28 protein-coding genes are annotated in these 26,889 nt (G+C 65.1%); 13 read left to right on the top strand and 15 right to left on the bottom strand.

What is annotated here, in order from left to right; translation table 11 throughout:
- Positions 1 to 45 precede the first annotated feature (45 nt).
- Positions 46 to 1,230 carry a 4-hydroxybenzoate 3-monooxygenase gene (locus FHG09_RS16140; protein ID WP_152348668.1) on the bottom strand — a complete coding sequence of 395 codons (1,185 nt, stop codon included), beginning with the start codon at positions 1,228 to 1,230 and terminating at the stop codon, positions 46 to 48.
- Between the two features lie 276 nt (positions 1,231 to 1,506).
- On the opposite strand from FHG09_RS16140, the gene FHG09_RS16135 reads away from it, so the two are divergent.
- From FHG09_RS16135 to FHG09_RS16115, 4 genes are all read left to right on the top strand, one after another.
- Entirely contained in the window at positions 1,507 to 2,109 is a 603-nt protein-coding gene (locus tag FHG09_RS16135) for a SipW-dependent-type signal peptide-containing protein (RefSeq protein ID WP_152348667.1), read from the top strand.
- 101 nt (positions 2,110 to 2,210) lie between these two features.
- A complete protein-coding gene (locus FHG09_RS16130) occupies positions 2,211 to 2,849 on the top strand; it encodes a SipW-dependent-type signal peptide-containing protein (protein ID WP_193627409.1) in 639 nt (212 codons plus the stop codon).
- A gap of 2 nt (positions 2,850 to 2,851) precedes the next feature.
- Positions 2,852 to 3,787 (top strand): signal peptidase I, encoded by a 936-nt coding sequence (locus FHG09_RS16125; protein ID WP_152348665.1) that lies wholly within the window; start codon positions 2,852 to 2,854, stop codon positions 3,785 to 3,787.
- A 244-nt stretch (positions 3,788 to 4,031) separates the two neighbouring features.
- A complete protein-coding gene (locus FHG09_RS16115; protein WP_152348663.1) occupies positions 4,032 to 4,541 on the top strand; it encodes a hypothetical protein in 510 nt (169 codons plus the stop codon).
- An 82-nt stretch (positions 4,542 to 4,623) separates the two neighbouring features.
- On the opposite strand, the gene FHG09_RS16110 is transcribed toward FHG09_RS16115, so the two are convergent.
- Complete coding sequence (locus FHG09_RS16110; protein ID WP_152348662.1) at positions 4,624 to 5,460, bottom strand: phosphosulfolactate synthase; 837 nt, start codon at positions 5,458 to 5,460, stop codon at positions 4,624 to 4,626.
- 91 nt (positions 5,461 to 5,551) lie between these two features.
- Entirely contained in the window at positions 5,552 to 6,952 is a 1,401-nt protein-coding gene (locus FHG09_RS16105) for an MmgE/PrpD family protein (RefSeq protein WP_227492819.1), read from the bottom strand.
- Between the two features lie 205 nt (positions 6,953 to 7,157).
- On the opposite strand from FHG09_RS16105, the gene FHG09_RS16100 reads away from it, so the two are divergent.
- Together FHG09_RS16100 and FHG09_RS16095 are read left to right on the top strand one after the other, a co-directional pair.
- Positions 7,158 to 8,213 carry a YeeE/YedE family protein gene (locus tag FHG09_RS16100; protein ID WP_152348661.1) on the top strand — a complete coding sequence of 352 codons (1,056 nt, stop codon included), beginning with the start codon at positions 7,158 to 7,160 and terminating at the stop codon, positions 8,211 to 8,213.
- A complete protein-coding gene (locus FHG09_RS16095) occupies positions 8,210 to 8,434 on the top strand; it encodes a sulfurtransferase TusA family protein (RefSeq protein WP_152348660.1) in 225 nt (74 codons plus the stop codon). Before FHG09_RS16100 ends, FHG09_RS16095 begins: the two co-directional genes overlap by 4 nt.
- Positions 8,435 to 8,478: 44 nt before the next feature.
- On the opposite strand, the gene FHG09_RS16090 is transcribed toward FHG09_RS16095, so the two are convergent.
- Complete coding sequence (locus FHG09_RS16090) at positions 8,479 to 9,249, bottom strand: class II glutamine amidotransferase (protein ID WP_152348659.1); 771 nt, start codon at positions 9,247 to 9,249, stop codon at positions 8,479 to 8,481.
- A 75-nt stretch (positions 9,250 to 9,324) separates the two neighbouring features.
- Between FHG09_RS16090 and FHG09_RS16085 the strand changes: the two genes are divergently transcribed.
- Entirely contained in the window at positions 9,325 to 9,858 is a 534-nt protein-coding gene (locus FHG09_RS16085) for an O-acetyl-ADP-ribose deacetylase (protein ID WP_152348658.1), read from the top strand.
- A 4-nt stretch (positions 9,859 to 9,862) separates the two neighbouring features.
- Complete coding sequence (locus FHG09_RS16080) at positions 9,863 to 10,216, top strand: VOC family protein (RefSeq protein ID WP_152348657.1); 354 nt, start codon at positions 9,863 to 9,865, stop codon at positions 10,214 to 10,216.
- Between the two features lie 44 nt (positions 10,217 to 10,260).
- On the opposite strand, the gene FHG09_RS16075 is transcribed toward FHG09_RS16080, so the two are convergent.
- Both FHG09_RS16075 and FHG09_RS16070 read right to left on the bottom strand, forming a co-directional pair.
- Complete coding sequence (locus FHG09_RS16075) at positions 10,261 to 10,512, bottom strand: hypothetical protein (RefSeq protein ID WP_152348656.1); 252 nt, start codon at positions 10,510 to 10,512, stop codon at positions 10,261 to 10,263.
- 120 nt (positions 10,513 to 10,632) lie between these two features.
- Positions 10,633 to 11,322 carry a response regulator gene (locus FHG09_RS16070; protein WP_152348655.1) on the bottom strand — a complete coding sequence of 230 codons (690 nt, stop codon included), beginning with the start codon at positions 11,320 to 11,322 and terminating at the stop codon, positions 10,633 to 10,635.
- A gap of 52 nt (positions 11,323 to 11,374) precedes the next feature.
- Here FHG09_RS16070 and FHG09_RS16065 point away from each other — a divergent pair, with 52 nt between their 5' ends.
- The gene (locus tag FHG09_RS16065) at positions 11,375 to 11,953 is read left to right on the top strand and encodes a dihydrofolate reductase family protein (RefSeq protein ID WP_152348654.1); all 579 of its coding nucleotides are present in this window, start codon (positions 11,375 to 11,377) and stop codon (positions 11,951 to 11,953) included.
- Here FHG09_RS16065 and FHG09_RS16060 read toward each other — a convergent pair.
- Positions 11,934 to 12,665, bottom strand: coding sequence for a GTP pyrophosphokinase family protein (locus FHG09_RS16060; protein WP_152348653.1), 732 nt, complete (start codon positions 12,663 to 12,665; stop codon positions 11,934 to 11,936). The two genes, FHG09_RS16065 and FHG09_RS16060, sit on opposite strands and share 20 nt — an antisense overlap.
- A 100-nt stretch (positions 12,666 to 12,765) precedes the next feature.
- Here FHG09_RS16060 and FHG09_RS16055 point away from each other — a divergent pair, with 100 nt between their 5' ends.
- Positions 12,766 to 13,032 (top strand): DUF2277 domain-containing protein, encoded by a 267-nt coding sequence (locus FHG09_RS16055; RefSeq protein ID WP_152348652.1) that lies wholly within the window; start codon positions 12,766 to 12,768, stop codon positions 13,030 to 13,032.
- 1 nt (position 13,033) lies between these two features.
- Here the strand turns inward: FHG09_RS16055 and FHG09_RS16050 are convergent, their stop codons facing one another.
- The gene (locus tag FHG09_RS16050; RefSeq protein ID WP_152348651.1) at positions 13,034 to 13,804 is read right to left on the bottom strand and encodes an IclR family transcriptional regulator; all 771 of its coding nucleotides are present in this window, start codon (positions 13,802 to 13,804) and stop codon (positions 13,034 to 13,036) included.
- Positions 13,805 to 13,988: 184 nt separating this feature from the next.
- On the opposite strand from FHG09_RS16050, the gene FHG09_RS16045 reads away from it, so the two are divergent.
- The 3 genes from FHG09_RS16045 to FHG09_RS16035 are packed head-to-tail and all read left to right on the top strand — an operon-like array spanning position 13,989 to position 17,938.
- A complete protein-coding gene (locus FHG09_RS16045) occupies positions 13,989 to 15,446 on the top strand; it encodes a benzaldehyde dehydrogenase (RefSeq protein ID WP_152348650.1) in 1,458 nt (485 codons plus the stop codon).
- Positions 15,447 to 15,474: 28 nt separating this feature from the next.
- Positions 15,475 to 16,755 (top strand): MFS transporter, encoded by a 1,281-nt coding sequence (locus FHG09_RS16040; RefSeq protein WP_152348649.1) that lies wholly within the window; start codon positions 15,475 to 15,477, stop codon positions 16,753 to 16,755.
- 28 nt (positions 16,756 to 16,783) lie between these two features.
- On the top strand, positions 16,784 to 17,938 hold the full coding sequence (locus FHG09_RS16035; protein WP_152348648.1) for a PrpF domain-containing protein: 1,155 nt from the start codon (positions 16,784 to 16,786) through the stop codon (positions 17,936 to 17,938).
- A gap of 14 nt (positions 17,939 to 17,952) precedes the next feature.
- Here FHG09_RS16035 and FHG09_RS16030 read toward each other — a convergent pair whose 3' ends face one another.
- The 7 genes from FHG09_RS16030 to FHG09_RS16000 all read right to left on the bottom strand — a co-directional run bounded on the left by FHG09_RS16030 (position 17,953) and on the right by FHG09_RS16000 (position 26,638).
- A complete protein-coding gene (locus tag FHG09_RS16030; RefSeq protein ID WP_152348647.1) occupies positions 17,953 to 20,784 on the bottom strand; it encodes an ExeM/NucH family extracellular endonuclease in 2,832 nt (943 codons plus the stop codon).
- A 187-nt stretch (positions 20,785 to 20,971) separates the two neighbouring features.
- Entirely contained in the window at positions 20,972 to 21,886 is a 915-nt protein-coding gene (locus FHG09_RS16025) for an endonuclease/exonuclease/phosphatase family protein (RefSeq protein WP_193627408.1), read from the bottom strand.
- Between the two features lie 34 nt (positions 21,887 to 21,920).
- A complete protein-coding gene (locus FHG09_RS16020; RefSeq protein ID WP_152348645.1) occupies positions 21,921 to 22,601 on the bottom strand; it encodes an HAD family hydrolase in 681 nt (226 codons plus the stop codon).
- Positions 22,598 to 23,692, bottom strand: coding sequence for an ABC transporter ATP-binding protein (locus FHG09_RS16015; protein ID WP_152348644.1), 1,095 nt, complete (start codon positions 23,690 to 23,692; stop codon positions 22,598 to 22,600). The genes FHG09_RS16020 and FHG09_RS16015 overlap by 4 nt, the downstream gene beginning before the upstream one ends.
- Positions 23,689 to 24,594, bottom strand: coding sequence for an ABC transporter permease (locus FHG09_RS16010; protein WP_227492818.1), 906 nt, complete (start codon positions 24,592 to 24,594; stop codon positions 23,689 to 23,691). The genes FHG09_RS16015 and FHG09_RS16010 overlap by 4 nt, the downstream gene beginning before the upstream one ends.
- A complete protein-coding gene (locus FHG09_RS16005) occupies positions 24,579 to 25,502 on the bottom strand; it encodes an ABC transporter permease (protein WP_193627407.1) in 924 nt (307 codons plus the stop codon). The genes FHG09_RS16010 and FHG09_RS16005 overlap by 16 nt, the downstream gene beginning before the upstream one ends.
- Positions 25,499 to 26,638: an extracellular solute-binding protein gene (locus tag FHG09_RS16000; RefSeq protein WP_152348643.1), complete on the bottom strand. Its 1,140-nt coding sequence runs from the start codon at positions 26,636 to 26,638 to the stop codon at positions 25,499 to 25,501. Before FHG09_RS16000 ends, FHG09_RS16005 begins: the two co-directional genes overlap by 4 nt.
- Positions 26,639 to 26,889 lie beyond the last annotated feature (251 nt).

Genomic DNA, 26,889 nt, shown 5'->3' with positions numbered 1-26,889 from the left:
TGGGGTCGTAGTGGGGGTCGTAGTGGGGGTCGGAGGGGGAGCGGATCAGCCGTGGGGCCAGCCGGTGTAGCACTCGGCCAGGTAGCGGCGACCGTGGTCGGATTCGAGGATGGATCGCAGTTCGCCGAGGCTGCGCTTCGTTTCGAAGGCATCCTGAGTCGGGTCGGTGTGGAGCATCCGTGTCATCTGGTACGAGAAGTTCTGGGCCTTCCATACGCGTTTGGTCGCGGTCTGCGAGTAGCCTGCCAGCGCCTCGGTGTCGGAGTCCTTGAGCGCGCTGATGAGAGCCGGGGCGAGCACGGCGACGTCGGCGAAGGCGAGATTGAGGCCCTTCGCCCCGGTCGGAGGGACGGTATGGGCGCTGTCACCGGCGAGGAACATCGAACCGTGCTGCATCGGTTCGGTCACCGCCGAACGGAAGGGAAGCACAGTCTTGTCGAAGATCGGTCCGGTCTTGAGTTCGAAGCCGTCGGGGCCGTCGACGCGGGCTTGGAGCTCGGTCCAGATCCGGTCATCGGACCAGTCGGCGACATCGGTGTCCGGGGAGGCCTGGAAGTACATGCGCTGGACGTTCGCGCTGCGCTGGGAGATGAGTGCGAATCCGCGTTCGGAGCGGGAGTAGATGAGGACTTCGTGGCTGGGCGGGGCTTCGCAGAGGATGCCGAACCAGGCGAAGGGGTACTCGTGGAAGAAGCGCTGCCGGGTGCCGTCGGGGATCATCGAGCGGCACGGTCCGCGGGAGCCGTCGGCCCCGACGACGTAGCGGGCGCCGATGCTCAGCTCTTCACCGTCGGAGGCGGTGGCGGTGACCCACGGGCGTTCGGTCTCGACATCGCCGAGGGTGGTGTCCGTGACCGAGTAGTAGGTGGGGCGGCCGGTGCGTTCGCGGGCGGCGGCGAGGTCGACGAAGATCTCGTTCTGGGGGTAGAGCCAGACGGATTCGCCGACGAGTTCGGGGAAGTCGAAATGGTTCGAGGTGCCGTTGACTCGGATATCGATGCCGTCGTGGCGGTGCCCGTCGGTGTGGACGCGGGATTCGACGCCGGAAGCTTCGAGCATGCGCACCGATCCGGCTTCGAGGATCCCGGCGCGGTGCGTGTGGGCGATGTCGTCGCGGCTGCGATTGTCGATGACGACGGATTCGATGCCTGCATTGTGCAGCAGGTGCGCGAGCATGAGTCCCGCGGGTCCTGCCCCGACGATCGCAACGTCTGTCTGAAGTTGTGCCACCTTGGCCTCCTTGCCTGTCTCGTCTAAACAGTGTGCGCCCAGTCACTGACACGAGGCGACGACGTTCTCAATGAATGAGAGGGCGAGGCGGGGGAGGTGTGGGGCGACTGATGCGGATACTGAGACGGGCTTTCCTCAAGGTCACTTTTCCATAACAGATTACAGAAGTGTTAGAAAAAAGCCGTCTTGAAAGTAATTCATGAGTCATCATGAAGTCATTCCCCGCATTATTTCATCGTGACAAGGCGCTGGAGCGCCCGACAATGAGGAGTCCCCTTGACCACTGAGACCACGCGTTCGCGCAAGTTCAAAGCCATCCTTGCCGGCGGCATCGTCCTCGGCGTCGGTGCAGCCGTCACCCTTGCGGCATGGACCGACGACGAATGGGCCGAAGGTGTCTTCGGTGCCGGTTCGTTCAATGTCCAAGGCAGCACCGACGGCACCGAGTTCACCGATCACGAGAGCTCCGACGGCGCCGCAGCCCTGGACTTCCAGGTCGGCGCGGACAACCTCTCTCCCGGAGACACGGCCGCCGCGCCGTTCGTGCTGCGCTTGGACGGGCCCACCAGCTACGACGCGAACGTGGAACTCGCCTCGGCGGTCGGATCAGGAGCCAACGCCGATGCGCTGAGTTATGAGATCGTCCAGGTCGACGCGGCCGGCGACTGCTCAGCGACCGCAACCGGCACTTCTGTCGTTCCCGCAGGCACCGCACTCGATTCGACTGCCGGAGCAACGGACTTCACTCTCACCGCCGGGGCCGACGACGGGGTGGGGACGCCGGTGGCGCTGTGCTTCAAGGTCACCGCCGACGACACCCTCACGCAGGGCGATCCCGCCACCGCCCAGTGGCAGTTCACCGCCACCTCGGCCGAATGACGACGCTGAACTGACCTATGCCTTTGATTCTGTCATCACTGCGTGATCTTCTCTCACCCGGGCGGGCATCTCTTGGCGCCCGCCAGGGCGGGCGACGGCAGATGCGGCAGCGGCGCGCGCGGCTGCGCCGACGGAGGATCAAGGCAATCCTGGCCGGTGGACTCGTCTTCGGCATCGGCGCCGTCGGAACGGTGGCTGCATGGACGGACACGGAGACCGCGGACGGTTCGTTCACGGCCGGAACGTTCACCATCGAACTGTCGACGAACGGCACCGACTGGGAGAATGCCCGAGAGATGACATTCGCCTCATCGCCGATGTTCCCCGGATCGACGGTCTTCGCGCCGGTGTTCGTGAAGACGAGCCCGGACACGTCCATCGGCGGTGAGCTGACGGTGACCGGCAACGGCGTCGACGGGACTCCGAACCCGATGGAAGGCGCCCTGCATTACCGAGCCGTCGGCCAGTCGATCTCTGCCGATGACCTCGACGACTACAGGTGCGATGAAAATAGTTTCAAAGGATCACCGGAATTCGTCTTCGGCGGTGCTACGAGCACCGTCGAACTGAGCGCACCGGCAACTGCCGAGTCAACGCAGAACCTCGAGTCCGTCGGCGGGTCGATCGAGGCGTACTGCTTCGAAGTGTCCCTGCCGAGCGACGCTCCGACCGAAGCCCAGGACCAGCCGGCCGAACACACGTGGACCTTCGACGCCGAGTCCGTCGATCCACAGGGCTGACCATGGCGCGGAATTCGAAGGTGGGCGCCTGGATCGGCGGAGCCGTGCTCAACATCCTCGCCGTCCTCGGCGCGGTCTGCATCGTCCTCGTCATCGCCGGCCTCGTCTTCAACGTCTCGATCATCATGTTCAAGACCGGGTCGATGAGCCCGACGATTCCCGCCGGTTCGGCGGCCCTCGTCCGGGAGATCCCGGCACAGGACATGGAGGTCGGCGATGTCGTCACCGTCGACCGCGGTGAGAAGGTCCTGCCCGTGACCCACCGAGTGATCGACATCCACTCCGTCGACGAATCGACGGGCGCGGTGACGTTCGAGATGAAGGGCGACGCGAACGAGGAGAAAGACCCTGATCCCTATACCGCCGAGGTGGTACGGACGGTGATGTTCTCCGTTCCCGGCATCGCTCCGGTCCTCCAGCAGTGGCGCAATCCTTATCTGCTCGGCGGCATCACGATCGCGGCAAGTCTCCTCGTCGTCTGGGCGTTCTGGCCGCGGCGAAGTGACGATGCTGTTGACGAGGAGTCGCTGGAGCACTCGCGTTCTCGCGCTGAGTCGCTGCGCACTCCTGCACGAACACCCAAACATGCCATAGTGACCCCTGTCGTGGCTGCGCTGATCCTCGGAGGCGGGACCTTCGGTGCGGACCAGCCGAATTCCCTCAAAGCTGCGGCGACGCAGGTTGAGGCGTCGGGTAGTGAGAGAGCATCTTCCGAAGCGCACGGTGATGTGCTGCGGATGAGGGCGTTCGGCGATGAAGAGTCGATGCGCAGCCTCAGCCCCGGGGAGTCGGCGAAGTGGTCCGTCGATGTGTGGGCCGATACTCCGGATCCGGGAGAAGTCGAGCTCGAGATCGGCTCAGTGACCTCGGCGCCGCTCCCGACGACGATCGGGAACTGTTCGAGATGTCGAGTGATGAGTCGGCGCGGGTCGAAGTGACGGTCACCTTGGAGGCTTCTGCCGATTCCGCGGCAGTGGCCGGACTGACGAGCAGTGTGCGGGTGACGGCGATCGGCCACGGCGAGGAGGTTTCCCTCGGTCCCGGCGACCCTGGTGATCCAGGTCCGGGCGGCGACCTTCCTCGGACGGGAATCGATGGATGGCAGTGGATTCTTGTGGCTGCGTTCGTCCTCATCGTCGTGGGCTCAGCAGTCGTCGCGCACTCGAGGAGGGCCGGAACACCATGACTCAGACTCGACGCAGAAGGTTTGCGTGGGGGAAGGTGCGGATCCTGCTCGCTGCCTTTGCCCTCCTTGCGCTCGTCCTCGGCCCCGCCGTTGCCGACGGGACGCTCGCGGGTTGGAACGATTTGAAGACAAGTCGGGCATCGTTCACTTCGGGCGAGATCGGAGCGGTTCAGGACCTCACCTGTCAAGATTCCGGGTTGTTGGGAGGCCTGCTCAATCGGGAGGTCCAGCTCGACTGGAATGCTCCTCACGGTGTGGATTCCAGTCAAGTCGAATACGAGGTGTCATGGAAAGAGTCGGGGCTCCTGACCGGCGAGGACAGTTTCACCACGCAAACGCCAGAATTTGTCTATCGCGCTGACCGGCTGAGTCTGCTGCAGGCTCTCAACGTTGAGTTCACCATTCAACCAAGGCTGAAGTCTGGAATATGGACGGGCGAGGTGACCTCGAAAAAGGCCTCCAGCCTGGGTCTGCTCGGCATCAGTCTCCTGCTCAGCTGTCAGTGATCGATGTCCAAAGGCACCGACGGAGTCCGCCGGTGCCTTCGTCCTTCTCGTTGTCGATCAGTCCGACTCAGCTGAGGCGGACTCACGGAGCCGGGTTGATCACCCGTCCCCAGGTGGACTTGTTGCCCCAGATGTTCTGGCGCAGACCCTCGAGCTGGAGGATCTGCGAGTGGTCGACGAACAGGTTGCATTCGTTGCCGTAGTTCTTGACGTACCACTCGAAGACCGGCCCATCGGCGGCTTCGAACATGACGTTCTCAAGGCCCAGACCGTTGATGATCGAGGCAGCTGCAGCGGTGTTCCACTCGTCGACATTCTCCGTGATGCCCTCTGACTCGATCATGATGATCGAGGCCCCGGCATCCAGCGCCCGCTTGCCGCGGTCGACGAGGTCGCCGATGTCCTTCGCGGACTCGGCGGCGAGTTCGGCCTCACCGGAGTCTCCGCCCGAACCGATCTGGATGCCCAGTTCGGGCTTGGCCTTGAGTCCGGCCCTGACGACCTTCTCGACGAGTCGCTCCAAGCCTGAGGTCGGGAGCATGATGAACCCGGTCGAGATCTCGATGACGTCGAAGCCGACCTCCTTGGCCACCTTGAGGTACTGATCGACCGCGTCATCGCCGTAGCGCAGGACGGTCTCGATCCATCCGCCGGAGGACACATACGCCCCGTTCTCATGGGCGATGTCGCTGAAGGCCTTCACCTGCTCAGCAGGGACGAGCGAGAACGATCCGCCCGCCCACTTGATGCCGTCGACCCACTGCCCGGCGACGTCGAAGACGTCCTGCAGATGCCGGGTGCCGAAGGTCGAGTAGTACGGGGCGCGGATCTCGGTCATCCCGATGGTGCGGGGCTTGGCCGGGCGGTAGGCGCGGGGGACGAAGTTCATGGACACATCGAAATCGATGGCGTTCGACATGGTCTTTCCTTTCTTCGGATGTCGGCGGCTGCCGACACGGTGTCGGCGTTCTGCCGACGGGGTGCCGGGGTCTCCGGCGGGTGACGCAGCTTCAGCTGCGGGTCTGGGGGACGTGTGCGAGGACCGCGGTCAGCTCCCTGATCGGGTGATTCTCGAGGTCATGAACGAGGTCGGCGATCTCGTCACGCAGCTCCGCCTCGGCGAAGGGGGACGTCAGGGCGTCGAACTTCTTCCGGGCACCTGCCCAGTCGAGGGGATGAGTGGTGAAGCCCTCGTAGTCGTCGGTGCTCGCTCGGAACTTCGTCCCATCGCCGAGAGTGACGACGAGGTCCGCGCACATATGCTCGGGGAACCGGTCGCTGAACTCCTGCGAAGGAGTGATCGTGACCTTGTGCATGAGGTCCTGGACATCGTCGGCGACGATCCGCTCCGGCTCGTACTGGGCCGGATTGAGCTCACCGTCGAGGAGGACGACCGCGAGCATCCACGGCAGCGAATGATCGGCCTCCTCCTTCGTGCGGATCGCGCGCTTGTCGCCTTCCTCTCCGCCGCCGATGATCGAGTACGCGACGTCGAAGGTCGTCAGTTCCACGCCGGCGATGGCATCAGCGCGGAAGCCCTCCTGAGACCGGATGTCCTGCGCGGCGTCGAGCGCCGACTGCGAATGGATCTCCGCATTGTGCTTCTTGATGATCGTGTCCGTGACCTTCTCGAGGTCCTCGGCCGACCAGTCGAGGTCGTAATCCCCGGCCAGGGCCTTGAAGCCCTTGTTGCCTTCGAAGACCTCGGCCGGTCCGGTGATTCCGCGTGAGGCCAGGAGCGCGTCGAAGACGCCCTCCTTCGACACGTGCGGATATGCCAGCCCCTTCCAGTGGCTGAGATCTCCCGTGCGCGTGACCCGCAGGGCTACGTTTGCGGTGCCGGCCATGGCCGCAGCGTTCGCGATCTGTTCGGCGCCCAGACCCAATGCCTTCGCCGAGGCGGCCGCCGCAGCGAACGCGCCCTGCGTCGTATGGTCGAACCCCAGGTCCCTCACCGGTGCGACGTCCGAGAGGCGGGCGTGGATCTGATAGGCCACGGCGAAGGCCGTGAGGAAGTCCGCGCCCGAGGCATCGGCGTGTTCCGCGGCCGCGAGGACCGCGCCCATATTGTCGGAGGGGTGATTGGTCTCACCCTTGGCCAGGTAAGCGTCCATGAAGTCGAGATACCGACTCAGGGCGGAATTGTAGAACGCGGCGTGATCGGGGCTGGCGCGCCCGCCGCCGATGAGTGTGGCACCGCGTCCGTCCCCGAGGTCCTCGATGAGGTGCCGGATGTCCTTCAGGGGCGGGGCGTCGAGGGCGCCGATGGCGACGCCGATGGTGTCGAGGACGCGGATCCTGAGCTGTTCCAGGGCGGTGTCGCTGAGCATATCCAGCGATGCGTCGGCGACGAACTGTGCGAGTGACTGCACCTCTGTGGGTGCGTTGTTCTGGTCCATGGTGACCTTCATTGCGACCCCTCCTTATTAGGTAAGGCGTACCTAAATCATGTCCCCAAAGTATCTTGACGTCAAGATACTTGTGATGAGATCTGGGTCACATTGAGTCAGGCGAGGGGTGCGGTGGGTGACCGTGGTTGACTCACGCCATATTGTTGAGCAAAATAGAGCACTGTTGTGTTCGTCAGCGAACCTGCCGTGAACAGAAAGCAGCTCAATGATCATCACCGGACTCATCGTCGGCCTCGTCCTCGGCTTCGTCTTCCAGCGCGGCCGTTTCTGCGTGACCGGCGCCTTCCGCGACCTCACCCTGACAGGGAACACGCGGTGGTTCTCCGCTCTCATCGTGCTCATCGCCGTGCACTCCGTCGGTCTCTTCCTGCTCAACAGCTTCGGAGTCATCGCGCTCGAAGCCGAGCCGTTTCCGTGGCTGGCCTCGATCGTCGGGGGCCTGATCTTCGGCTTCTCCATGGTCTTCGCCGGCGGCTGCGCGACCGGCACCTACTACCGTGCGGGTGAGGGGCTCGTCGGCAGCTGGTTCGCCCTCATCTTCTACGCGCTGTTCTCCGCCGTCATGAAGCTCGGCCCCGCGGCAGGCTTCACCGAAGGCATCCGCAGCATCACGCTCAACAACGGCAGCCTGCAGGCGAGCACGGGACTGAGCCCGTGGGTCTTTGTCGTCGTCATCTCGGCGATCGCCGTGTGGTTGGCCGTCCATCACGCCCGCAAGCTCAAGACCCCGATGGCGACCCTGCCTCCGCGCAAGACCGGATTGGCCCACCTGTTCACCGAGAAGCGCTGGAATCCCTTTGCCACCGCCGTGGTCATCGGCATCATCGCCACGATCGCCTGGCCGCTCTCCGCCGCCACGGGCCGCAACTCCGGGCTGGGCATTACGACCCCCTCGGCGAACCTCGTCGGATACCTCTCCACAGGCGACACGCAGCTCATCGACTGGGGAGTCATGCTCGTCATCGGCATCCTCGTCGGGTCGTTCATCGCCGCCAAAGCCTCCGGTGAATTCCGCCTCCGCGTGCCCGACCAGGCCACGATCATCAAGTCGATCATCGGCGGCATCGGCATGGGCGTCGGCGCAGCCATCGCCGGCGGCTGCACCGTCGGCAACGCCATGGTCTCGACCGCACAGTTCGAATACCAGGGCTGGGTGTCCGTGGTCTTCATGATCGTCGGCGCCGGAATCGCGGCCAAAGCCACCATCAAACCGAAGAAGTCGCCGGCGGCAGCGCCCGCGGCAGAAAGCAGGACAGTATGAAACAGGTACTCGAAACCGACGGTCAGGTCTGCCCCTTCCCGCTCGTCGAAGCCAAAGAGGCGATGACCGGACTCACCGCAGGCGATGAACTCGTCATCAACTTCGACTGCACTCAGGCCACCGAGGCGATCCCGCAGTGGGCTGCCGAAAACAGCTACCCCGTCACCCACTTCGACCGGGTCACGGACGCCAGCTGGACCATCACCGTCCAGAAATCCTGAGATCAGAGAGCCTGGTCGGCTGAGCCCGGCCGGGGTTTCCACGGCTACAGCCTGACGATCGTCTCCGCACCGTCGGCGACGGTCAGCCGCATGATCGTGTTCTGCTCGATGAGATTCCATCCTTTGTGTTCGAGTCCCGAGGAGGACACGATCATTGCGTTCTCGGGCGACCGATGCCAGCTCATCCGGTAGTAGTGGTCGTGATGATCCGGCGGCAGGGGCCCCTGCAGATAGGGCACCTGGGTTCCGGCCGTGGCGTGGACGACGATCATCTCCTCCGTGGTCAGGAACAGCAGATTGATGCCGGGATGGTCGAAGCCCGCCCGCAGCATCCGCACCGTTCCGGTCACTGCATCGAGCAGTGATTCGCCGAGGCGCAGATCCCGGAGGACGAGGGCGAAGATGATCGCCGAATCGGTGGTGCCGCCGATCTCCTCGACTTCGGCGACGGACACATATTCGCGCAGCCGCTCGATCGGATGCACCGAACCATTGTGCGCCATCGCCACACCGTCGGCCAGGAACGGATGCGTGTTCTCTTCGAGGTCCTTGAGCCCTGTCGTCGCCATCCGCAGATGACAGATCCGACCCTCGCTCGCATCCGCATCCAAAGCCCGGGTCAACCGGGGATCATCGGCGCCCTCGGTGGGAGTGCGGAACCGCGCGACCGCCTCGGTGTCGGTGTCGATCCATGCCGTACCCCACCCGTCGTCATGGACTGTTCCCATCGACTGCCACTGCCGGCACTCATCAGCACCGATGAGGTCAGCGGCCGTGGTGGAGGTAGGCGAGATGAAACCGATCAGCCTGCACATGAGTCGCTCCTTTCAGGTGTTCCCAGGCTACGCCGATGGGTAGGCAGTGTCAGTGCCGGTGTCTAGACTCGAGGCATGAAGATCACGGTTCTCGAAGGCGATATCACCGAGGCGGCCGTCGACGCGATCGTCAATGCCGCCAATTCGAGTCTGCTCGGTGGCGGCGGGGTCGACGGAGCCATCCACCGCGCGGCCGGTCCCGCGCTGCTCGAGGCCTGCCGCGAAGTTCGGCAGACCACCCATGTGCGCGGTCTGCCGCCGGGACAGGCCGTGGCCACGTCTGCGGGGGATCTGCCTGCCCGCTGGGTCATCCACACGGTCGGGCCGAACCGGAACGCGGGCGAGGCCGACCCGGAAGTCCTCGAATCCTGTTTCGAAACGAGCCTCAATCTCGCCGAGGAGGTCGGAGTCACCTCGATCGCGTTCCCCGCGATCGGCGGCGGGGTGTTCGGGTGGTCGGCCAGGGACGTCGCCGAGGCGGCTCACAGCGTCATCGTCGACGGGCGGTCCCGCGGGCGCTGGGAATCGATCGCCGAGATCCAGTTCGTCCTCTTCAGCGATCAGATGACGAGCGTGTTCTGCCAGGTGTTCGACCACGATCAGTGGTGAGGTCATGAAGGTCAACAGGGTCATTCCGGACATCGCAGTCGACGACCTGGACGCCGCGCGGGAGTTCTACTCCGGCTTCCTCGGGCTGAGTTGCGAGGAGTTCGATCTCGGGTGGGTCGCACGATTCACCTCTCCCGACACCGGAGCGAGCGTGCAGGTGCTCACCGACGATGCGACCGGGTACACGAATCCCGTGGCCTCGGTGCTCGTCGACGACGTCGACGCCGCGTTTGCCGAAGCTCAGGAGCAGGGCATCGAGATCGTCCACCCGCTCACCCGCGAGGAATGGGGCGTGCGGCGCTTCTTCGTCCGCGCGCCCGACGGGAATGTGTTCAATATCGTCGCGCACGCGGAGTGACTGCGCACCCGGAATGACCAGGTGAGTTTCGGCCCTGCGGTGGTTCACGCTCTCGTGTGCCGCACCCGGTGCACGATCGACACCGTCAGGGCAGCGATGGCGCAGCCGGCGGCGATGAGCAGCGGGATCCCGGAGATGACGGCCTCGATGACGTACTCGGGGCCGGTCTGCAGGATGGGGCCGACGACCTTGACGAAGAGGAAACCGAGGACGCCGATGAAGAGGAACAGCGCCGCTCTCTTGCCGAGGACCACCGGAAGGGGCTTCGGATGCTGATTGATCTGTGTTGTGCTCATGGTCGATCACCTTATGTTTTCGTCCACGGTCCAAACCATTTGGGCTGTGCTCTCAGGCTACTCGTGAAAGCAGGGCATGCTCTGGGTGATCGGAGGACGTTCGATGGGAGTCGCGGTCGATCAGCGCTGAGTCGGAGACCACCCGCGTGACGTTCCGCCGGGTCGGACCAAACCCGTCTCATAGGCGAGGATGATGAGCGCGGCCCGGTCCCTGGCATCGAGTCGGGTGAGCAGACGGCTGACATAGGTGCGGGCCGTGGCGGGGCTGAGGAAGAGTTCGGCGGCGATCTCATCATTGGTCAGCCCCCGCCCGATTCCGCTGAGGACTTCGACCTCCCGATCGGTCAGCTCATCGAGGCCGTGACCGTCGGGGTCGGGGGAATGCCCCTCGGCGATGGCCTGCATGACCGCGGCGGTGACCGATGGAGACAACAGGGCATCACCGGCGGCGACGGTGCGGATCGCCGAACGCAGATCGTCGGGAGAGACGTCCTTGAGCAGATACCCGGCGGCACCCGCCCGGATGGCTGCGAAGACGTTCTCATCCTCGTCGAATGTGGTGAGCATGAGCACCCTCACTCCGTTCAACGCCTCGTCGGCGACGATCGCCCCCGTCGCTTCGATCCCGTCCATGGCCGGCATGCGGATGTCCATGAGCACGACATCGGGACGCAGCTCGCGCACGAATGACAGGCCCGCCCGACCGTCGGCCGCCTCGGCGATGACCGTGATGTCCCCATCGCGTTCGGCCAAAGGCCGCAGACCGACGCAAGTGCTGAGGAGCGGCCCTTGAGTCTCGAAGGTGCGCATGATCTACTGAGACTGATTGCATTTCGCAATCACCTAGGCTCAAGGGGGAGCGATGGGAAAAGTGGCATGGGGCTTCACCGCCTCGATCGACGGGTTCATCGCCGGGCCAGGCCATGACATGTCCTGGCTCGCGGCCTCCGAGCCGAATGCGGAGGGAACCACGGAGAACATGGCCTCGAAGGTCGCCGTGATCATCTCCGGCCGCCGCGGCTACGACGCGGCCAAGGCGCAGGCCGATGAACGCGATGAGCTGACGTCCGAGGCCTACGGGGGAGCCTGGTCGGGGACGGAGTTCATCCTCACCCACCGGCCCGAGGAATTGGCCGCGGACGCCTCGGTGACCGCGATGAACTGCACCATCACCGAGGCGGTCGAGAAGGCACAGCGGATCGCCGGGGACCGCGACATCCAGATCATCAGCGCCGATATCGCCCGGCAGGCGCTCGAGGTCGACCTCATCGACGAACTCCAGGTCTACGTCGCCCCGGTCTTCCTCGGCGACGGCACCCGGATCTTCGACGTGCCTGGCGGGCGGCGGGTCGACTGGGAACTTGATGAGATCGACACGGCGAATCCGCGCAGCTTCGGCCGCACCTACCGGCCCAAGAGGTCTAGCCCTCCTGTCGGCTGAGGTCCCAGAGGATCCGCAGCGCCTCCTCGTCGAAGTCCTCCCCGGAATCGATGTCGGGAGCGCCCTCGTGGACCTCGGAGTGGAGCTGCTCCATCCTTCGGTCGAGCTGATCGGAGGCATCGGCCGCCTCGGTGAGTTCGTCGATGAGGTGATCGGGGACGTCGCCGTCGAACTTGTAGTGGATCTTGTGCTCGAGACTCGCCCAGAAGTCCATCGCGATCGTGCGGATCTGCACCTCGCAGATGACCGGAACCGGTCCGCCGTGGAGGAACACGGGCACCTCGAGGATCGCGTGCAGGCTGCGGTACCCGTTGGCCTTCGGATGGGCGATGTAGTCCTTGATCTCGACGACCCGGATGTCGTCCTGTGCGGTCAGCAGTTCGAGCACATGATAGGTGTCGGCGATGAAGCTGCAGGTGATGCGGATGCCGGCGATGTCCGTGATCTTCTCGCGGATGACGTCGATGTCGAGCGGCAGGCCCCGACGATGCACCTTCTGCAACAAACTGCGCGGTGACTTCACCCGCGACGAGATGTGCTCGATCGGGTTGTAGCTGTGTGCGTAGACCGACTCCTCACGGAGGATCGAGAGCTTCGTGAGCACCTCGTCGACGACGAATCGGTGGTGCATGAGCATCCTCGAGAAATCCAGCCGCAGAGTGCGGATGCTCTCGATCTGCTGCGGCGACAGCGCCGTGTCCTCTGACTTCATCTCTCTCCCGGTCTCCATCGTCCGGTCAGTCTATCGAGCGGACGCACAGTTCGATGTCCGGGCTCTGTTCAGTGTCAGTGCCGAGGGGTACCGTTTTGACATGTGCAGAAACATCAGGACGCTCCATAACTTCGAGCCCCCAGCTACCTCCGACGAAGTCCACGCCGCCGCCCTGCAGTACGTGCGCAAGATCGCCGGCACGACGAAGCCCTCACAGGTCAATGCCGAAGCCTTCGACGCAGCGGTCGAGGAGATCGCGCACACCACTCAGCACCTCCTCGATGCGCTGGTGACCAATGCGCCGCCGAAGAATCGGGAGGAGGAAGCGGAGAAGCGACGAGCCAGATTCGCGGCCCGGACCGGCTGACTCAGCCGGCGAAGCGATGATCGGCCGCGAGGTCCTGCGTGATCCTCGCCGAGGCGGTCCGCAGGATCCTCATGATCGCGGGCACTCCCTTCCGGTGCTCCGAATCGATGACGACGCCGAGGCCGGCGATGGCCGCCCCGCCCGCGTCGAAGACCGGAACCGTGATGCCCGTCGTGCCCTCATCGATATGGCCGGACAGCTCCGCGAAATGGTGAGACCGGATCGAGGCGAACAACCGGCGCAGTGCGGCGGGATCCGTCGTCGTCTTCTCCGTGATCGCGGTCAGCGGGCCGCGCAGATACGCTTCGCGCACGTGCTTGGGCGCATACGCCAACAGCACGAGCCCGCACGAGGAGGCGTGAGCCGGCAGGCGGCCGGCAGTCTTCGACCGGTGGATGACCGCATTCGGTGCCGACATGCGCTCGATGATGAGCACCTCGCGCTCCCGCAGGATGCCCAGCTGAGTGTTCTCGCCGACGAACTCATGAACCCCCATCATGTGAGGTCTGGCCACAGAGGCCAGATCGACGGCATCGGAGGCACGATTCGACAGCTCCCACATTCCGACCCCGATCCGGATGCGGCCATTGGGGTCGCGCTGCAGCAGGTCATGGCGCATCATCTCACCGATGAGCCGATAGGCCGTCGACTTCGGCAGCTGTGCACGCTCAGCGATCTCGTCGGTGCCCAGGCTCTGATGATCCGGGTCGAAGGACGCGAGCACACGCACGAGCCGATCGATCATCGAGTCGCCGGAAGGAGAGTTCGCCATGCCTCGGATTCTAGCGGTTCCCATGCTGAATTCTCAATGAATGGGACAATTGTGGCTTCGGGTGGTCCGGATCACTACTCTGACGAGAGGTGCACCACAGTCCTTCGTCGATTGTGCCCGCAGATCGGTTCGTTGCACGGAGCCACAGACATGACCCGCCCCGAAGAAGAAGTGAGGACAGACAATGACTGATTTCCTGGGAACCGACTGGCACGAGAAGATCTTCACCGGCACCTGGACCGCAGGTGCCGGAGAGACCTACGACGTCATCGAACCGGCCACGGGGGAGACTCTCGGCCGCCTCGGCGCCGCCAGCGCCGAGGACGTCAACACCGCCGCCACGCGTGCCGCCGCAGCACAGAAGGAATGGGCGAAGACCGCACCGGCCGAACGAGCCGCAGTGCTCCGCCGCGCCGGCGCCCTGTGGGCCGAACACGCCGATGAGCTCGCCGGATGGATCATCCGCGAAGCCGGCTCCATCCCGGCCAAGGCTGCGCTCGAGATCTCCTCCGCCGAAGCAATCTGCTTTGAAGCCTCCGCCCTGCCCAGCCACCCCAAGGGTCAGGTACTGACCTCGAACGAACCTCGCTGGTCCTTCGCCCGCCGGGTGCCCGCCGGAGTCGTCTCCGTCATCGCCCCGTTCAACTTCCCGCTCATCCTCGCCATGCGCTCCGTCGCCCCGGCCCTGGCGCTGGGCAACGCCGTCCTGCTCAAGCCGGACCCGCGCACCGCCGTGTGCGCCGGAGTGGCGATCGCGAAGGTCTTCGCCGAGGCCGGACTGCCCGAAGGGCTGCTGCAGGTCCTGCCCGGCGGCCTCGACGCCGGTGAAGCCGTCGTCGCCGCCCCCGAGGTCTCCGTCATCTCCTTCACCGGCTCCACCGGGGCCGGACGCAAGGTCGGCGAAGCCGCCGGTCGCCTCCTCAAGCGCTGCCACCTCGAACTCGGCGGCAACAATGCGCTCGTCGTCCTGCCCGGTGCCGAAGTCGGTCCGGCCACCTCGGCGGGTGCCTTCGGGTCGTGGATGCACCAAGGCCAGATCTGCATGACCACTGGCCGCCACCTCGTCCACGAATCCATCTATGACGACTACGTCGAGCAGCTGGCCGAACGCGCCCGCAGCCTGCCGGTGGGCAATCCCGCCACCGAGGAGGTCGCGATCGGACCGATCATCGACGAGAAACAGCGCACTCACGTCCGCGACATCCTCGACAAAGCCACCGCCGACGGTGCCACGCTCGTCGCCGGAGGACCGGGCGAGGGCGCCTTCGTCCCACCCACGGTGCTCACTGACCTCAGCCCCTCGAACCCCGCCTGGGCGCAGGAGATCTTCGGACCCGTCGCCCCGGTGGCTCGCTTCTCCACCCTCGAAGAAGCCGCCGAGATGGTCAACGCCAGCGAATACGGTCTCTCTTTGGGCATCCTCGGTGATGTGGGCATGGCCATGGACCTGGCCGACCTCGTCGACACCGGCAAGATCCACATCAACGAACAGACCGTTTCCGACGAGGCCAACGTCCCCTTCGGCGGGATGAAGGACTCCGGCAACGGATCTCGGTTCGGTGGAGCCGAAGCCAATATCGAAGCCTTCACCGAAACCCAATGGGTGACGATGCGCTCGTCCATCGCGCCCTACCCGTTCTGACCCGCACCACAACACTCCGGAGACACCGATGTCCGCACCCACCCCATCCGCATCCACGACCCGCGTCACCCCGGCGGGACGCTGGCCAGCCGTCCTGTGCTGGCTGGCCGTCGCCCTGGAGGGCTTCGACCTCGTCGTCCTCGGCGCGGTCATCCCCGAGCTGCTGGCCACCGAAGCCCTCGGATTCACCCCCGAGGCGGCTACCCTGGTGGCCACGCTCAGCCTCGTCGGCGTCGGCCTGGGTGCGGTGTCCGTCGGACCCGTCGTCGACCGGATCGGGCGACGGTGGGCGATCATCGGCTGCGTCATCGGCTTCAGCGTCTTCACCCTGCTCGTCGCCTTCGCCCCGAACGTCGCACTGTTCACCACCTACCGATTCATCGCCGGGCTGTTCCTCGGCGCCGTGATGCCCAGCGCGCTCGCCTACATCAGCGAATACAACAAATCGGGCAAGACCGCGAAGGCCACGACCCTGACGATGACCGGCTACCACGCCGGTGCCGTCGCGATCTCCCTGCTCGCCGTCGCCTACTCCCATAACTGGCACCTGCTCTTCTTCGCCGGCGGACTCGCGGGCCTGGCCATGGTTCCGCTCCTGATCTGGAAGCTGCCCGAATCCGAAGCGTTCCTCATCGCGCAGGAGATCAAGAGGAACCCGGCGGCCGCCTCGGCGAAGGAGGGCGAGACCGTCGATCCGACCGGTGGCGTCGACACGCAGGTGAAGACGGGAATGGCCGGACTCTTCGCAGGCAAGCTGGCGCTGGTGACCATCGGCGTGTGGGCGGCGAGCTTCATGGGGCTCCTGCTGGTCTACGGACTCAACACCTGGCTGCCGAAGATCATGGCCGACGCCGGCTACGAGGTCTCGGACTCCCTCGTCATGCTCTTCGTCATGAACATCGGCGCCGTCGTCGGACTCGTCCTGGCCGGCTGGCTGGCCGACAGCTACGGAACAAAGAAGATCGTGCTCATGTGGTTCGTCCTGGCCGCGATCTTCCTCGCCGCACTGTCGATTCCGATGACCAGCCAGGTCCTGCTCAATATCGCCGTGTTCATCACCGGGGTCTTCGTCTTCTCCGCCCAGGTGCTCGTCTACGCCTTCGTCTCGGCCGTCTACCCGGCTCAGGCCAGAGGAACGGCTCTGGGTATGGCCTCGGGAATCGGGCGGATCGGCGCCATCGTCGGGCCGTTCATCACCGGTGCCCTGGTCACCGCGGGCATCGCCTACCCGTGGGGCTTCTACCTCTTCGCCCTCGTCGCGGTCCTCGGGTTCGCGGCCATGGCGATCGTCCCGAAGTCCGTAAAGTGATGTCAGTGGGGTTGACTACGATGAGACCATGACTCAGTGGATCGACGCCACGTTCGTTCGCGGCGGCACAAGCAAGGGCCTGTTCTTCCGCGAGGATGCGCTGCCGGTGCTTGGGGAGGACGGCGACACATCTGAGCGGGATGCGCTGTTCTGCTCGGCGCTGGGCTCACCCGATTCGTTCGGTCGGCAGCTCGATGGGATGGGCGGCGGCATCTCCTCCCTGTCGAAGGTGATGGTCGTATCCGCTTCGACGCAGGAGGGCGTCGACCTCGATTACACCTTCGGGCAGGTCTCCGTCACCGAGGCGGCCGTCGACTACTCCGGCAACTGCGGAAATCTGTCGTCCGGGGTCGTTCCCTTCGCCTTGTCGGCCGGGCTGATCGAGGCCGCCGACGGATGGCACGTCTTCCGCCTGTTCAACACGAACACCTCGAAACTCGTCGACGTCGGACTGGGCGTCCTCGACGGGCAGGCCGAGGTCTCCGGCGACCTCATGGTGCCCGGGGTCAGCGGGACGAGTGCCCCGATCGAACTCATCTACCCCGACCCTGCCGGCAGCCGGACTGGTTCGCTGCTGCCGACCGGAGTGAGTCGCGAAGAATTCGAGGTCGGCGGAGCGAGATTCGAGGCCACGCTCGTCGACGCGACTCTGCCGCTTGTCGTCGTACCGTCAACGCTGGTTTCGCTTGACGGCACGGAGAGGCCGGAGACCATCGACGCCAGCGCTCCGACGATGCGCCTCATCGACGAACTGCGGCGGAAGGCGGCCGTGCGCATGGGGCTGTGTCAGACACCGGAGACAGCACCCGAGGTCGTGCCGAAGGTCGCGATCGTCAGCAATCCGCAGTCGACGACACTCCTTGACGGCACCGAGCTTCCGGCTGCCGACGTCGATATCCTCGTCCGCGTCATCTCGATGGAACAGGCGCACAGGGCCGTCCCGGGGACCGCCGCGATGTGCCTGGCGGCGGCCGCGCTGCTGCCCGATCGCGATTCGTTCGTCCGGTGTATCATCGAGCGCAACAATCCCGACTGGACCGGCCCCGAAGTGCGACTGGGCACACCATCGGGGGTAGTGACCGCTTCGGCAGTCTGGGACGACGAAGCGCAGACGGTGACGGCGACCTCTCTGTTTCGCACCGCACGGGTGCTCATGCGCGGGCAGGTCGCCGTCAGCGACTGAGCGCCGCCGGGATCTCAGCTCAGGCGGCGTCGGCGGACGATGATGACGACGCTCGCGCCGATGGCCATGAGTCCCGCCGCGATCGCCATCATCATCGTCGGATCGATACCCGTACGGGGCAGATTGCCTCCCGCTTCGCTGCCCGAGCCGCCCTCGCCCGAGGCTGACGAGCTGGCGTTGCTCGCACTGTCGCTGTCGGCACTGTCGCTGTCGGAGCCGACGTTCGTGCCGTCGGCGTCGTCGCCCGCGGAGTCGTCGCCGCCAATGCTTCCGGCTTCGTCCGAACCGTCTGCGTCCTCTGAACCCTCGTCGGCCGCATCATCCATACCCCCGTCGTCCGAGTCCTCGTCGAAGAGCCCGATGAGAACGGGGTCGTGGTCGGAGGCGCGGAACTGATCCGGCGCGAAGAGATCCGCCGCGTTGTAGTTGAAGCGACTGTATTCGAGGGCCAGCGCCTCGACTGAGTTGATGTTCCAGACATCGGCCCCGGTGATCGCGTCGAATCCGCTGGAAGGCAGTGCCGCCTCGGTGCCGGTGCTCTGTGCGTTCGCGGCGCTATCCGCGCCCGCCGCGGTGTCGAGGGCGAGCACGTGATCGAGGCTGCCGGTGCGCGAACCGTAGACGTAGGTCGACTCAACCGTCTTCTCCGCCGCGACGTCCTTGTAGCCGGCCTCGTAGAAGACCTGCATCGGATCCTCCTGCGTGTACGAGTTGAAGTCGCCGAGGAGGTAGACGTAGTCGCTGCCCGCGGCATTCTGCCGGTCTCCGGCGAAGTCGACGAGCGCTTCGGCCTGCTTCACACGGTCGGCGTTCGACGCGCCCTGACCATCACCGCTGTCCTCGTTGCCCGGACCTTCGCCCGAACCCTTGGACTTGAAGTGGTTGGAGATCGTCACGAAGGTCTTGTCCTTCTCGACCTCACCGGTGCCGTCCTTCGGGGCGAACGCCTGGGACAGGGGTTCGCGGGCGTTGGAGAACGCATCCTGATCATCAAGGATTGTGGATTCGTTCTGTGGGGCCACCTCGGCGGGTTGGTAGATCAGCGCCGTGCGGATGACGTCCTCGTCGGCTGGGACCGCGGCAGGGGAGTCGACGAAGTCCCACTTCTGGGTTCCGGCCGCCTCGTTGAGGCGCTGCACCAAGGCCTTCAATGCGGAATCGCGGTCCTTGCCGAAGGCGGCGGAGTTCTCGATCTCCATGAGCGAGACCACCGAGGCGTCGAGCTTGTCGATCGCGGTGACGATCTTCGTCTCCTGCCGTCTGAGGCTCTCCGCGTTCGCGGCACCGCGAGCATCGCAGCCTCCGCGGACGGTGATGTGGTTGCCGTCGCGGTCGTCGTAGTACTGGCAGCCGTCCAGCTGGTCACCGGTGGTTGTGAAGTAATTGAGCACGTTGAAGCTGGCGAGGCTGACCTGCCCGCCGACGGCCTCAGGGGCCTCGGTGCGGGTGTCGGTGAAGCTGGTCGGCTGCACCGCCTCGGCGTTGTCCCCGGTCAGGCGGGTTGTCGGCTGGAACCGCCACTTCTCATGATCGAAGCCGAGCACCACCGGAGAGGTGAAGTTCGCTTGAGCACCGACGCGGACGGGGTCCTCCTGGCCGAGGTAGGGCAGGGGGACGTCCTTGTCGGTCTTGAGGAAGTTCACGGTGGCGCCGTCGTCGAGGACGACTTCACGGTCGAGGTTCTCCGCTTCCAGAGCCTTCGCCTCGGGGGTGCCGGGGCGGTGGACGTCGGTGGGTTGGTCGAGGGTGCCCTCACCGGTGGCGAGGACAACCTCACCGTAGGTGTTCGTGTTGTAGTTGTCCGCCACGGTCAGCGGTTCGCTCGGCTGCAGGAGCATGCCTTCGAGGGATTCGCGCTGCTCGTCTCCTGTGGGGAAGGCGTCCTCGACGGGTTTGACTGCCTCGGCGGGTTCGTCGACGGCCTTGAGCCCGCTGGCGGATACGGTGATCTGGGTCTGCCCGTAGTGTTCGGAGACGGTGCCGGTGACCTCGACATGGTCGTCGATGCTGATATCGGCGACGGTGTCGGGGGAGTAGACGAAGATGCCGTCGGACGCGGCGTCCTTCGCGGCATCGGCTCCACCGGTGCCCGGGGTCTGGATGTAGTAGCCGTTCAACCCGCCCTCGGGGTAGGCCGCGGTGATGACACCGCGGGTGGTCACGGTCTTGCCCTGGAGCGGGCTGGAGTCGCCGGTGCCCTGGATGTCGGCGATCGGGGTGAGGCCCTCGGGTTTCTCGCCGTCGTCGCCTCCTCCATTGCCGTCGTCGCCGTCGGGCAGGGCGTTCGGGGTCGGGGCTGCCGACTTCCATATGTCGCCGGCGAGCTGGATCGACTGGCCGCCCGCGGCAGTCGCGCCGGTCGGTTCGGCTTCCTGCCCGATGACCGGTGCGGGGGTGAAGACGTTCTTCGTGCCGGTGACGCCCTTGCCGTCGACGACGCCCCCGATCTGCTGGAAGTCGATCAGTTCGCCGTCGTCGGCGATGACGAAGGCACTCGAACCGTACTCTCCGTCGGCGGCCGAGCCGGCCTTGACGGAATTCGTGATCGGCACGTCGATGGCCACGGCGCCGGAGTCGCCGACCGTCGTGTTCTCGGGCGCGGTGACGGTGTTCTCCTGTGCCTGGACGCTGCCGCCGCGCGTCACCGATCCGAAGGTCCAACCGGAGATGTCGGTGCCGGGGTCGGCGGCGATCTCGATGAAGTCGGTCTCGAGGGTGTAGGCGATCTCGGAGATGCGAGGATCAGCGGTTGCGACCGGGGCCGCGATGGCCGCAGCCGACGGGAGGGACAGGCCGACGAGGAGGCTGAGTACCGCGCAGGATGACGCCGTTTTGGAGACGTTCATAGGAGCCTTTCATGAGGACAGATTACAGCGCACGGATCGGGGCGCAATCTCTTGCACGATATCCGGATACACGTCGACATCGGTGTCGATCATGTGAATACGATGTGAACTGACTGTACTACGGCTTCCGACGCTGTGGCGTCATTGTGGGCGATCGCGGCCGCTGCGCCGCTCCCACGGGAACCGATCAGCCGCGGAATGCGAACCGCGTCTCAACGAGCTGGTGGTCGGAGGGGAAGCGGTTCTGCCGCTGGTTCGGGATGAGCTCACAGCGGCCGCCCACATCGACGAACCCGTCTTCTTCCAGGCCCTCGGCACTGCAGCCGCGCATCACGCTGTCGATGATGTCGAGGCCGCGGGAGAAGATGAAATCGATGCGATCACGAGGTTCGGCACCGTCGGTGCGGCCCGGTTCGGGCTTCTCCTCATGGCCGGCATGGGTGAGCGGTTCGATCGGAGACCAGGTATCGGCCGGAGAGGCGACGGCGTCGGGGTGGACCGCGCGGAAGGTATCGGTGAATCCGGCTGACAGCAGTGCGTCGGGGGAGCGCCAGGCGATATCGGGACGGTCCGTGCGCGCCGCCCAGTCCCCGGTGGACGGGGTGTTGAAATCACCGCAGATGACCACCGGCAGGTCGGCCTCACCGACCTCATCGCAGATGCGGGCAGTCTCGGAGAGGATGTCTTCGATCTGCTGCAGTCGAGGAGCCTCCTCGGCATCCGCGACCTCTTGTCCCTCACCCTGCAGCGCCCGATAGACCGCATAGGGGTACGGTGCGAGGTGGACGGACCAGACGAGGACCCGCGGCGAGTCCGGCAGCGGTTGCACGAGTGCAGCCTGGGCGTAGGGCAGCGTGCTGGTGTCCACTGCGGTCAGCTGCCCGGTGCTGAGCACGGCTGTGTCCCATGCGCGCTGCGCAAGGTCTGCCTGGAGCTTCGGGGCCAAGTTCTCTGCGGCGCTGCCCCAGCACTCCTGCAGTGCCAGGATGTCAGCCGGGAACTGCGCAGCGATTGCGTACTGCTTCTCCTGGCCGAAGTCGACTTCTCGACCGCCGTACCAGACGTTCCATGTCTGCAGGGTGAATGTGGTCTCAACGGGCATAGGATCTTCTCCAATGATCGGCATCGGTGGGTGGTCAGAGGTCGGAGTCGACGAAGAGCGTGCGGGTTCGGGGGTCGAAGTGCAGCTGGGCGAAGTGCCGCAGCCGCACCTCGCCAGCCAGTTCGATGCTGGGATCGTCGTTGACTCCGATCACCGTGCATCCGGCAGTGTGAGCTGCGCGGGAACCCACCGGTGAGTCCTCGAAGGCGACCACCGCCGAGGCGGCCAACCCGAGTCGCTGCGCGGCCAGAAGATAGGGGTCCGGCGCGGGCTTGCCCTCGTCGACGTCGTCGATCGTGATGATCGCGTCGAAGTAGTCGAGCATGCCCGCGCGTTCGAGGAGGCCGCACACGTCTCCGCTGCGGCCGTTGCTGGCCACAGCGATCGGGATGTTGCCTGACAGAGCCGCCACGAGCTCGGGAGCCCCGGGCATAGGAGCGGCGACGTGTTCCAAAGCAGCGCTGTAGGCACGATCGACCTCCTCTGGCGTCGGCGGCCGGACGTGGCTGGGGGAGCCGAGGCTCTCATACACCTGCTGCAGTCGGGCCACGGCTTCGGCTGCTGTGAGACCGCGAAGATCCTCGGCTGCGATGCCATCTGCGGCCATCGACTCCAGGTGGTCTCCCATCAGCTCGATCCAGGGGGCTTCGGAGTCGACGAGGATTCCGTCGCAGTCGAAGACGGCACCGGAGAAGCCGGTGATGGAGTCGCTCATGCGGGGATTCCTTCGGCGTCGCTGCGGTCCAGGCGCAGCGCGGGCTCGGCGGTGACGGAAGCGTCGATGCGCAGTCCCGGGCACATGGCATCGGCCTCGGCAGAGGCCAGAGACGCCGACCACTGCGCACTGTGGTTTCCGGGCAGTCCGAGGTGGACCATTGTGCGCTCGCCGGTGTAGGTGCTGTGCTTGACCTCGAGGAAGCCATCCGGGGCAGCGGTGATCGAGAGGTTCTCGGGCCGGACGAAGACGGTGTCATCGGGCGCGGGTTCGACTGGCAGGCGGTCCCTGATCGTCCAATCGCGGCCGACGGCGAACTCATTGATCGACCCGACGAATCGAGCGACGAAGGCCGTGGCCGGGGAGGCGTACACCTCGTGAGGGGCGGAGTACTGCTCGATCCTGCCGCCGTTCATCACGGCCACACGGTCGGCGATCGCCAGTGCCTCTCCCTGATCGTGGGTGATGAATACCGTCGTGGTGCCCAGCGCCTGCTGCACCCGTCGGATCTCATCACGCAGGGAGGAGCGGACCGAGGCGTCGAGTGCCGACAGCGGCTCGTCGAGCAGAAGGACCTTCGGCTGGGTGGCCAATGCACGGGCCAGCGCCACTCGCTGCTGCTGTCCTCCCGAGAGCTGGTGCGGGAAGCGGGCACCCATCCCGGACAGTCCGCAGATCTCGAGGAGCTCCTCGGTGCGTCGACGCCGTGCTCCCGCATCGACCTTGCGGATCCGCAGACCGTATTCGATGTTGTCGCTGACGCTGAGGTTGGGGAACAGGCTGTAGCTTTGGAAGACCATGCCCATGTCACGGCTGTTCGGCGGCAGCTTGAGTACGGATTCGCCGCCGACGAGCACATCGCCGCCGTTGACCGGTTCGAAACCCGCGAGGATGCGCAGGGTCGTCGTCTTGCCGCAGCCTGAGGGCCCGAGGAAGCTGACCATGCTGCCGGCCTCGATGTCGATGCTGAAGTCTTTGAGCACCTCTGTGCTGTCATAGGACTTGTCCACGTGCTCGAAGCGCACGGCCTCGGGCTCGTTCGACTGCTCGAGGCCCGAGGGCGATGGTCGAATGCTTTCAGAAGCGATCATGAGATCACAGCGTCCTTTCTTGAGGCGGCGGCCGGGTCGTCGGCCTCGGTCTCGTCGTCTTCGTTCACAGCGTTCGGTCGGTGACCGAAGCGTGAGGCGCTCACGGTCGCAGCGGCCAAGAGCAGCCACGTGGTGAGGTTGAGCAGCACGGACAGCGTGATCGAACCGCGGAAATTCGTGCTCGAGAGCGTGTTGAGGAAGACCGGCAGGGTGTTGATCGACAGGGTTGCTGCCACCGTGTACTCCGCAATGGACAGAGCGAAGGTGAAGAAGACGGAGAACATCACCGGTCCGCGGATATTGGGGATGATGACTCGGCGCAAGGTGGTACCGAGTCCGGCGCCGAGGATTGACGAGGACTCGAAGAGGGTGCGCAGCGGCAGAGTGGACAGTCCGGCATCGATCGACCGGAAGGTGAAGGGCAGGCACAGGATGACGTAGGTGCCCACGAGCACGAGCGGCAGATCCTGGGACTGCAGCATTGTGTTCAGCTGCATGCCGAGGCTGCCGCGCCCCTGGGATGCGAGAGTGCGCAGAACCGCCGAGAGCCCAGCGACGATCGCGATCGCGGGGACGACCAGCGGAAGGGTGCACAGGATGCTGAGCACCGAACGCAGCCGAGGCGCCCAGAGATGAACCGCGACGACAGCGGGGACCAGCGTGACGACGAGAATGACGGCAGCAAGCACGGACACGATGATGCTGCGCATGAGCGGAGCCACGATCTTGCCGGAGTCGGCCAGGCCGGTGAGCCCGGATGTGGTGAAGCTGCCGTCGGCGCGGAAGAACGAGTACGTCAGCGAGCTCAGCAGGGGTGTGAGGATGAAGACCGCCAGAGCCGCGAGCGGCAGCCATGCCAGGAACCTCCTCATCCGCGGGGAGCTGTTCAGGTGTCGAGCCACTTGGCGCTCCTCTTCGTCAGCGCGTTGAAGGCGATGAGGACGATGACGGCGATCGCTCCCGTCGTCACACCCAGGGCCATGGCCACCCCTTCTCCTCCGGTGGCGGCAGAGCCTGCGAGCTGGCCGGCGATCTCGAGCGGGATGAGGGGGAAGCCGCCGGTGCCGATGAGCACCGCCGCCGAGGCGTGGGTGCCGAAGGCAGATCCGAACATCAGCAGCCAGGCGCCCAGCAGGGCGGGGGTGACCACCGGCAGACCGACTCGGCGCCAAAAGGTCAGGCCGGTGCCGCCCAAGGAGGTGTTGGCCTCACGCCACTGCTGTCTGAGAGCGACGAAGCTGGGCAGCGTGAGCAGGATCATCGTGGGGATGAGGAAGTACTGGTACATGAGGATCAGGCCCTTGACGCTGTAGAGCGTGAACGTCGAATCGACCGCTGTGATCAGCGCGGTGAAGTATCCGGTGTTGCCGACTGCGACGATGAAGGAGAACGCCAGAGGGACGCCTCCGTCGTTGGCCAGCACGCTGGAGATCACGGCGGTGATGGAGTCGACGATCGTCGACTTCACGGTTGAGATCGCCCAGGCGCAGATGCCGCCGAAGACCGCGGCCACAGTGGCGGCGGTGAATGACAGCAGCACGCTGTTGCCCAGGGCCATCGAGCGCGAACCCGAGCCCAGTGCGGTGTAATTGTCGAAGCCGAAGGTCTTCGTGCCCGGTTCGCCGCCGGGAACGAGGAACGATGTCGCCACCATTCCGCCGATCGGGATCACGAAGAACAGCACGATGATGACGGTGATCGGCGCCAGTGCCGTCCACGCCGGTGAGGGAGTTCGCCTGCGCCGTGGGCCAGCCGGAGGGGAACTTTCTCCGGCCGACCCGCCGGTGTGCGACGGTGACGCTGCGGTCATCCGATGGCTTTCGCCCAGTTGTCGGCCAAGACCTTATGCAGCGAATCCTGCTGTTTCTGAGTCGGTTGTGGCGCAGGATTTTCGACAGCGTCATCGATGAGCTTCGACAGCGCATCGTCATCGACTGTGCCGGCGTCGACCATGGCGTCGAGCCGGCCGGGCTTCACATAGCCTTTGAGCAGCAGGTTCTGTCCTTCGTCGCTGAAGACGAATTCCTGCCAGAGGCGTGCGACGGCAGGGTGCGGTGCATCATCATTGACCGAGGCCGCGTAGTAGGAGGCGACAGTGCCATCCGTCGGGATGGAGATCGACATGTCGACTCCGGAGTCATCGAGGTCGTCCGCCCACTGCAGGAGCAGGTAGTCCCAATTGATGGCGATCGGCGTCTCGCCGGTCTCGAACGTTCCGGCCTCGACCTCGGTGGGAACGAGATTGCCCTTGTCCGAGAGCTCCGCGAAGTAGTCGATGCCCGGCTGTATGTCATCGAGCGAGCCGCCGTTGGCCAGCGATGCCGCGACGACGGCCATGAAGCCGGCCTCTCCCGTCGTCGGATTTCCACGCATGGCGACTTTGCCCTTGTAGGCCGAGTCGAGCAGCTCTTCGAAGCTCGTGGGGCACTTCTCCACTGCTTCAGCGTCGCAGCCGATGGCCATGGTACCGCCGAGGTGGTTGTACCAGGTGCCGTCCGATGACTTCATCTTCTCGGGGAGGTCATCGGCGGTCTCAGGATAGTACTCGGCGAGCAGGCCCTCTTCGGCGGCGTCGACGGCGAAGGATTCGCCGGTGTCGAGATAGTCGAGGGAGCTCTCCTGCCCCTGCCTGTTCTTGACGGCGTTGATGAGGTCCTGGCTCGCGCCGGTCGACGTGTCGTTATTGATCTCGATGTCGTACTTCTCAGCGAACGCGTCGAGCAGCCCGCCGTAGTTGGCCCAATCGGGGTAGAGGCCCATGACGTTGAGCGATCCCTCTGCCTGAGCCGCCTCGATGAGGGCATCCATGCCCCCGCCGTCTTCGACCGACGTCGCAGATCGCCAATTGGCGGATTCCTCGGATTCCCCGCTGTCTCCGCAGCCGGACAGGGCCGCCAGAGCGCCCAGTGCGAGGGCAGCGGTGGCCTTTCGTGTGTGTTTGAGCATCGTCGTACTCGCCTTTCGGACTTGTGCGCAAGCGCATGTTGTTCTCATTCGAGGTGCTTCGATCCTCATCCACGATAGGGAACTGTTCGCAGATAAACAACCCAGATCACTAGTGAGGATTACAAATGAACTACATCCTCACCAGTGAAGTGTGAATGGAAAGTGACCTGTACGGGTCGTGCGGGTGAAGATGTGTCGCGTGGGGTAGCGTAGATGCACAGCATCGTATGCGGTGCTGTGCATGTCGGCGG

It is taken from the genome of Brevibacterium sp. CFH 10365, from assembly GCF_009299785.1.
Lineage (GTDB): Bacteria > Actinomycetota > Actinomycetes > Actinomycetales > Brevibacteriaceae > Brevibacterium > Brevibacterium limosum.
The sequence above is the reverse complement of the archived record's forward strand: the minus strand, read 5'-3'. Positions and strand labels throughout refer to the sequence as shown.

What these genes read in the sequence shown, in the direction of transcription:
- FHG09_RS16030 (WP_152348647.1), bottom strand. Translation starts at nt 20,784, where the DNA reads ATGAACGTCTCCAAAACGGCGTCATCCTGCGCGGTACTCAGCCTCCTC.
- FHG09_RS16110 (WP_152348662.1), bottom strand. Translation starts at nt 5,460, where the DNA reads ATGTCGAACGCCATCGATTTCGATGTGTCCATGAACTTCGTCCCCCGC.
- FHG09_RS16065 (WP_152348654.1), top strand. Translation starts at nt 11,375, where the DNA reads ATGGGAAAAGTGGCATGGGGCTTCACCGCCTCGATCGACGGGTTCATC.
- FHG09_RS16055 (WP_152348652.1), top strand. Translation starts at nt 12,766, where the DNA reads ATGTGCAGAAACATCAGGACGCTCCATAACTTCGAGCCCCCAGCTACC.
- FHG09_RS16005 (WP_193627407.1), bottom strand. Translation starts at nt 25,502, where the DNA reads ATGACCGCAGCGTCACCGTCGCACACCGGCGGGTCGGCCGGAGAAAGT.
- FHG09_RS16060 (WP_152348653.1), bottom strand. Translation starts at nt 12,665, where the DNA reads ATGAAGTCAGAGGACACGGCGCTGTCGCCGCAGCAGATCGAGAGCATC.
- FHG09_RS16045 (WP_152348650.1), top strand. Translation starts at nt 13,989, where the DNA reads ATGACTGATTTCCTGGGAACCGACTGGCACGAGAAGATCTTCACCGGC.
- FHG09_RS16125 (WP_152348665.1), top strand. Translation starts at nt 2,852, where the DNA reads ATGGCGCGGAATTCGAAGGTGGGCGCCTGGATCGGCGGAGCCGTGCTC.
- FHG09_RS16085 (WP_152348658.1), top strand. Translation starts at nt 9,325, where the DNA reads ATGAAGATCACGGTTCTCGAAGGCGATATCACCGAGGCGGCCGTCGAC.
- FHG09_RS16025 (WP_193627408.1), bottom strand. Translation starts at nt 21,886, where the DNA reads ATGCCCGTTGAGACCACATTCACCCTGCAGACATGGAACGTCTGGTAC.
- FHG09_RS16040 (WP_152348649.1), top strand. Translation starts at nt 15,475, where the DNA reads ATGTCCGCACCCACCCCATCCGCATCCACGACCCGCGTCACCCCGGCG.
- FHG09_RS16080 (WP_152348657.1), top strand. Translation starts at nt 9,863, where the DNA reads ATGAAGGTCAACAGGGTCATTCCGGACATCGCAGTCGACGACCTGGAC.
- FHG09_RS16015 (WP_152348644.1), bottom strand. Translation starts at nt 23,692, where the DNA reads ATGATCGCTTCTGAAAGCATTCGACCATCGCCCTCGGGCCTCGAGCAG.
- FHG09_RS16130 (WP_193627409.1), top strand. Translation starts at nt 2,211, where the DNA reads ATGCGGCAGCGGCGCGCGCGGCTGCGCCGACGGAGGATCAAGGCAATC.
- FHG09_RS16115 (WP_152348663.1), top strand. Translation starts at nt 4,032, where the DNA reads ATGACTCAGACTCGACGCAGAAGGTTTGCGTGGGGGAAGGTGCGGATC.
- FHG09_RS16020 (WP_152348645.1), bottom strand. Translation starts at nt 22,601, where the DNA reads ATGAGCGACTCCATCACCGGCTTCTCCGGTGCCGTCTTCGACTGCGAC.
- FHG09_RS16050 (WP_152348651.1), bottom strand. Translation starts at nt 13,804, where the DNA reads ATGGCGAACTCTCCTTCCGGCGACTCGATGATCGATCGGCTCGTGCGT.
- FHG09_RS16075 (WP_152348656.1), bottom strand. Translation starts at nt 10,512, where the DNA reads ATGAGCACAACACAGATCAATCAGCATCCGAAGCCCCTTCCGGTGGTC.
- FHG09_RS16070 (WP_152348655.1), bottom strand. Translation starts at nt 11,322, where the DNA reads ATGCGCACCTTCGAGACTCAAGGGCCGCTCCTCAGCACTTGCGTCGGT.
- FHG09_RS16105 (WP_227492819.1), bottom strand. Translation starts at nt 6,952, where the DNA reads ATGAAGGTCACCATGGACCAGAACAACGCACCCACAGAGGTGCAGTCA.
- FHG09_RS16090 (WP_152348659.1), bottom strand. Translation starts at nt 9,249, where the DNA reads ATGTGCAGGCTGATCGGTTTCATCTCGCCTACCTCCACCACGGCCGCT.
- FHG09_RS16035 (WP_152348648.1), top strand. Translation starts at nt 16,784, where the DNA reads ATGACTCAGTGGATCGACGCCACGTTCGTTCGCGGCGGCACAAGCAAG.
- FHG09_RS16095 (WP_152348660.1), top strand. Translation starts at nt 8,210, where the DNA reads ATGAAACAGGTACTCGAAACCGACGGTCAGGTCTGCCCCTTCCCGCTC.
- FHG09_RS16100 (WP_152348661.1), top strand. Translation starts at nt 7,158, where the DNA reads ATGATCATCACCGGACTCATCGTCGGCCTCGTCCTCGGCTTCGTCTTC.
- FHG09_RS16000 (WP_152348643.1), bottom strand. Translation starts at nt 26,638, where the DNA reads ATGCTCAAACACACACGAAAGGCCACCGCTGCCCTCGCACTGGGCGCT.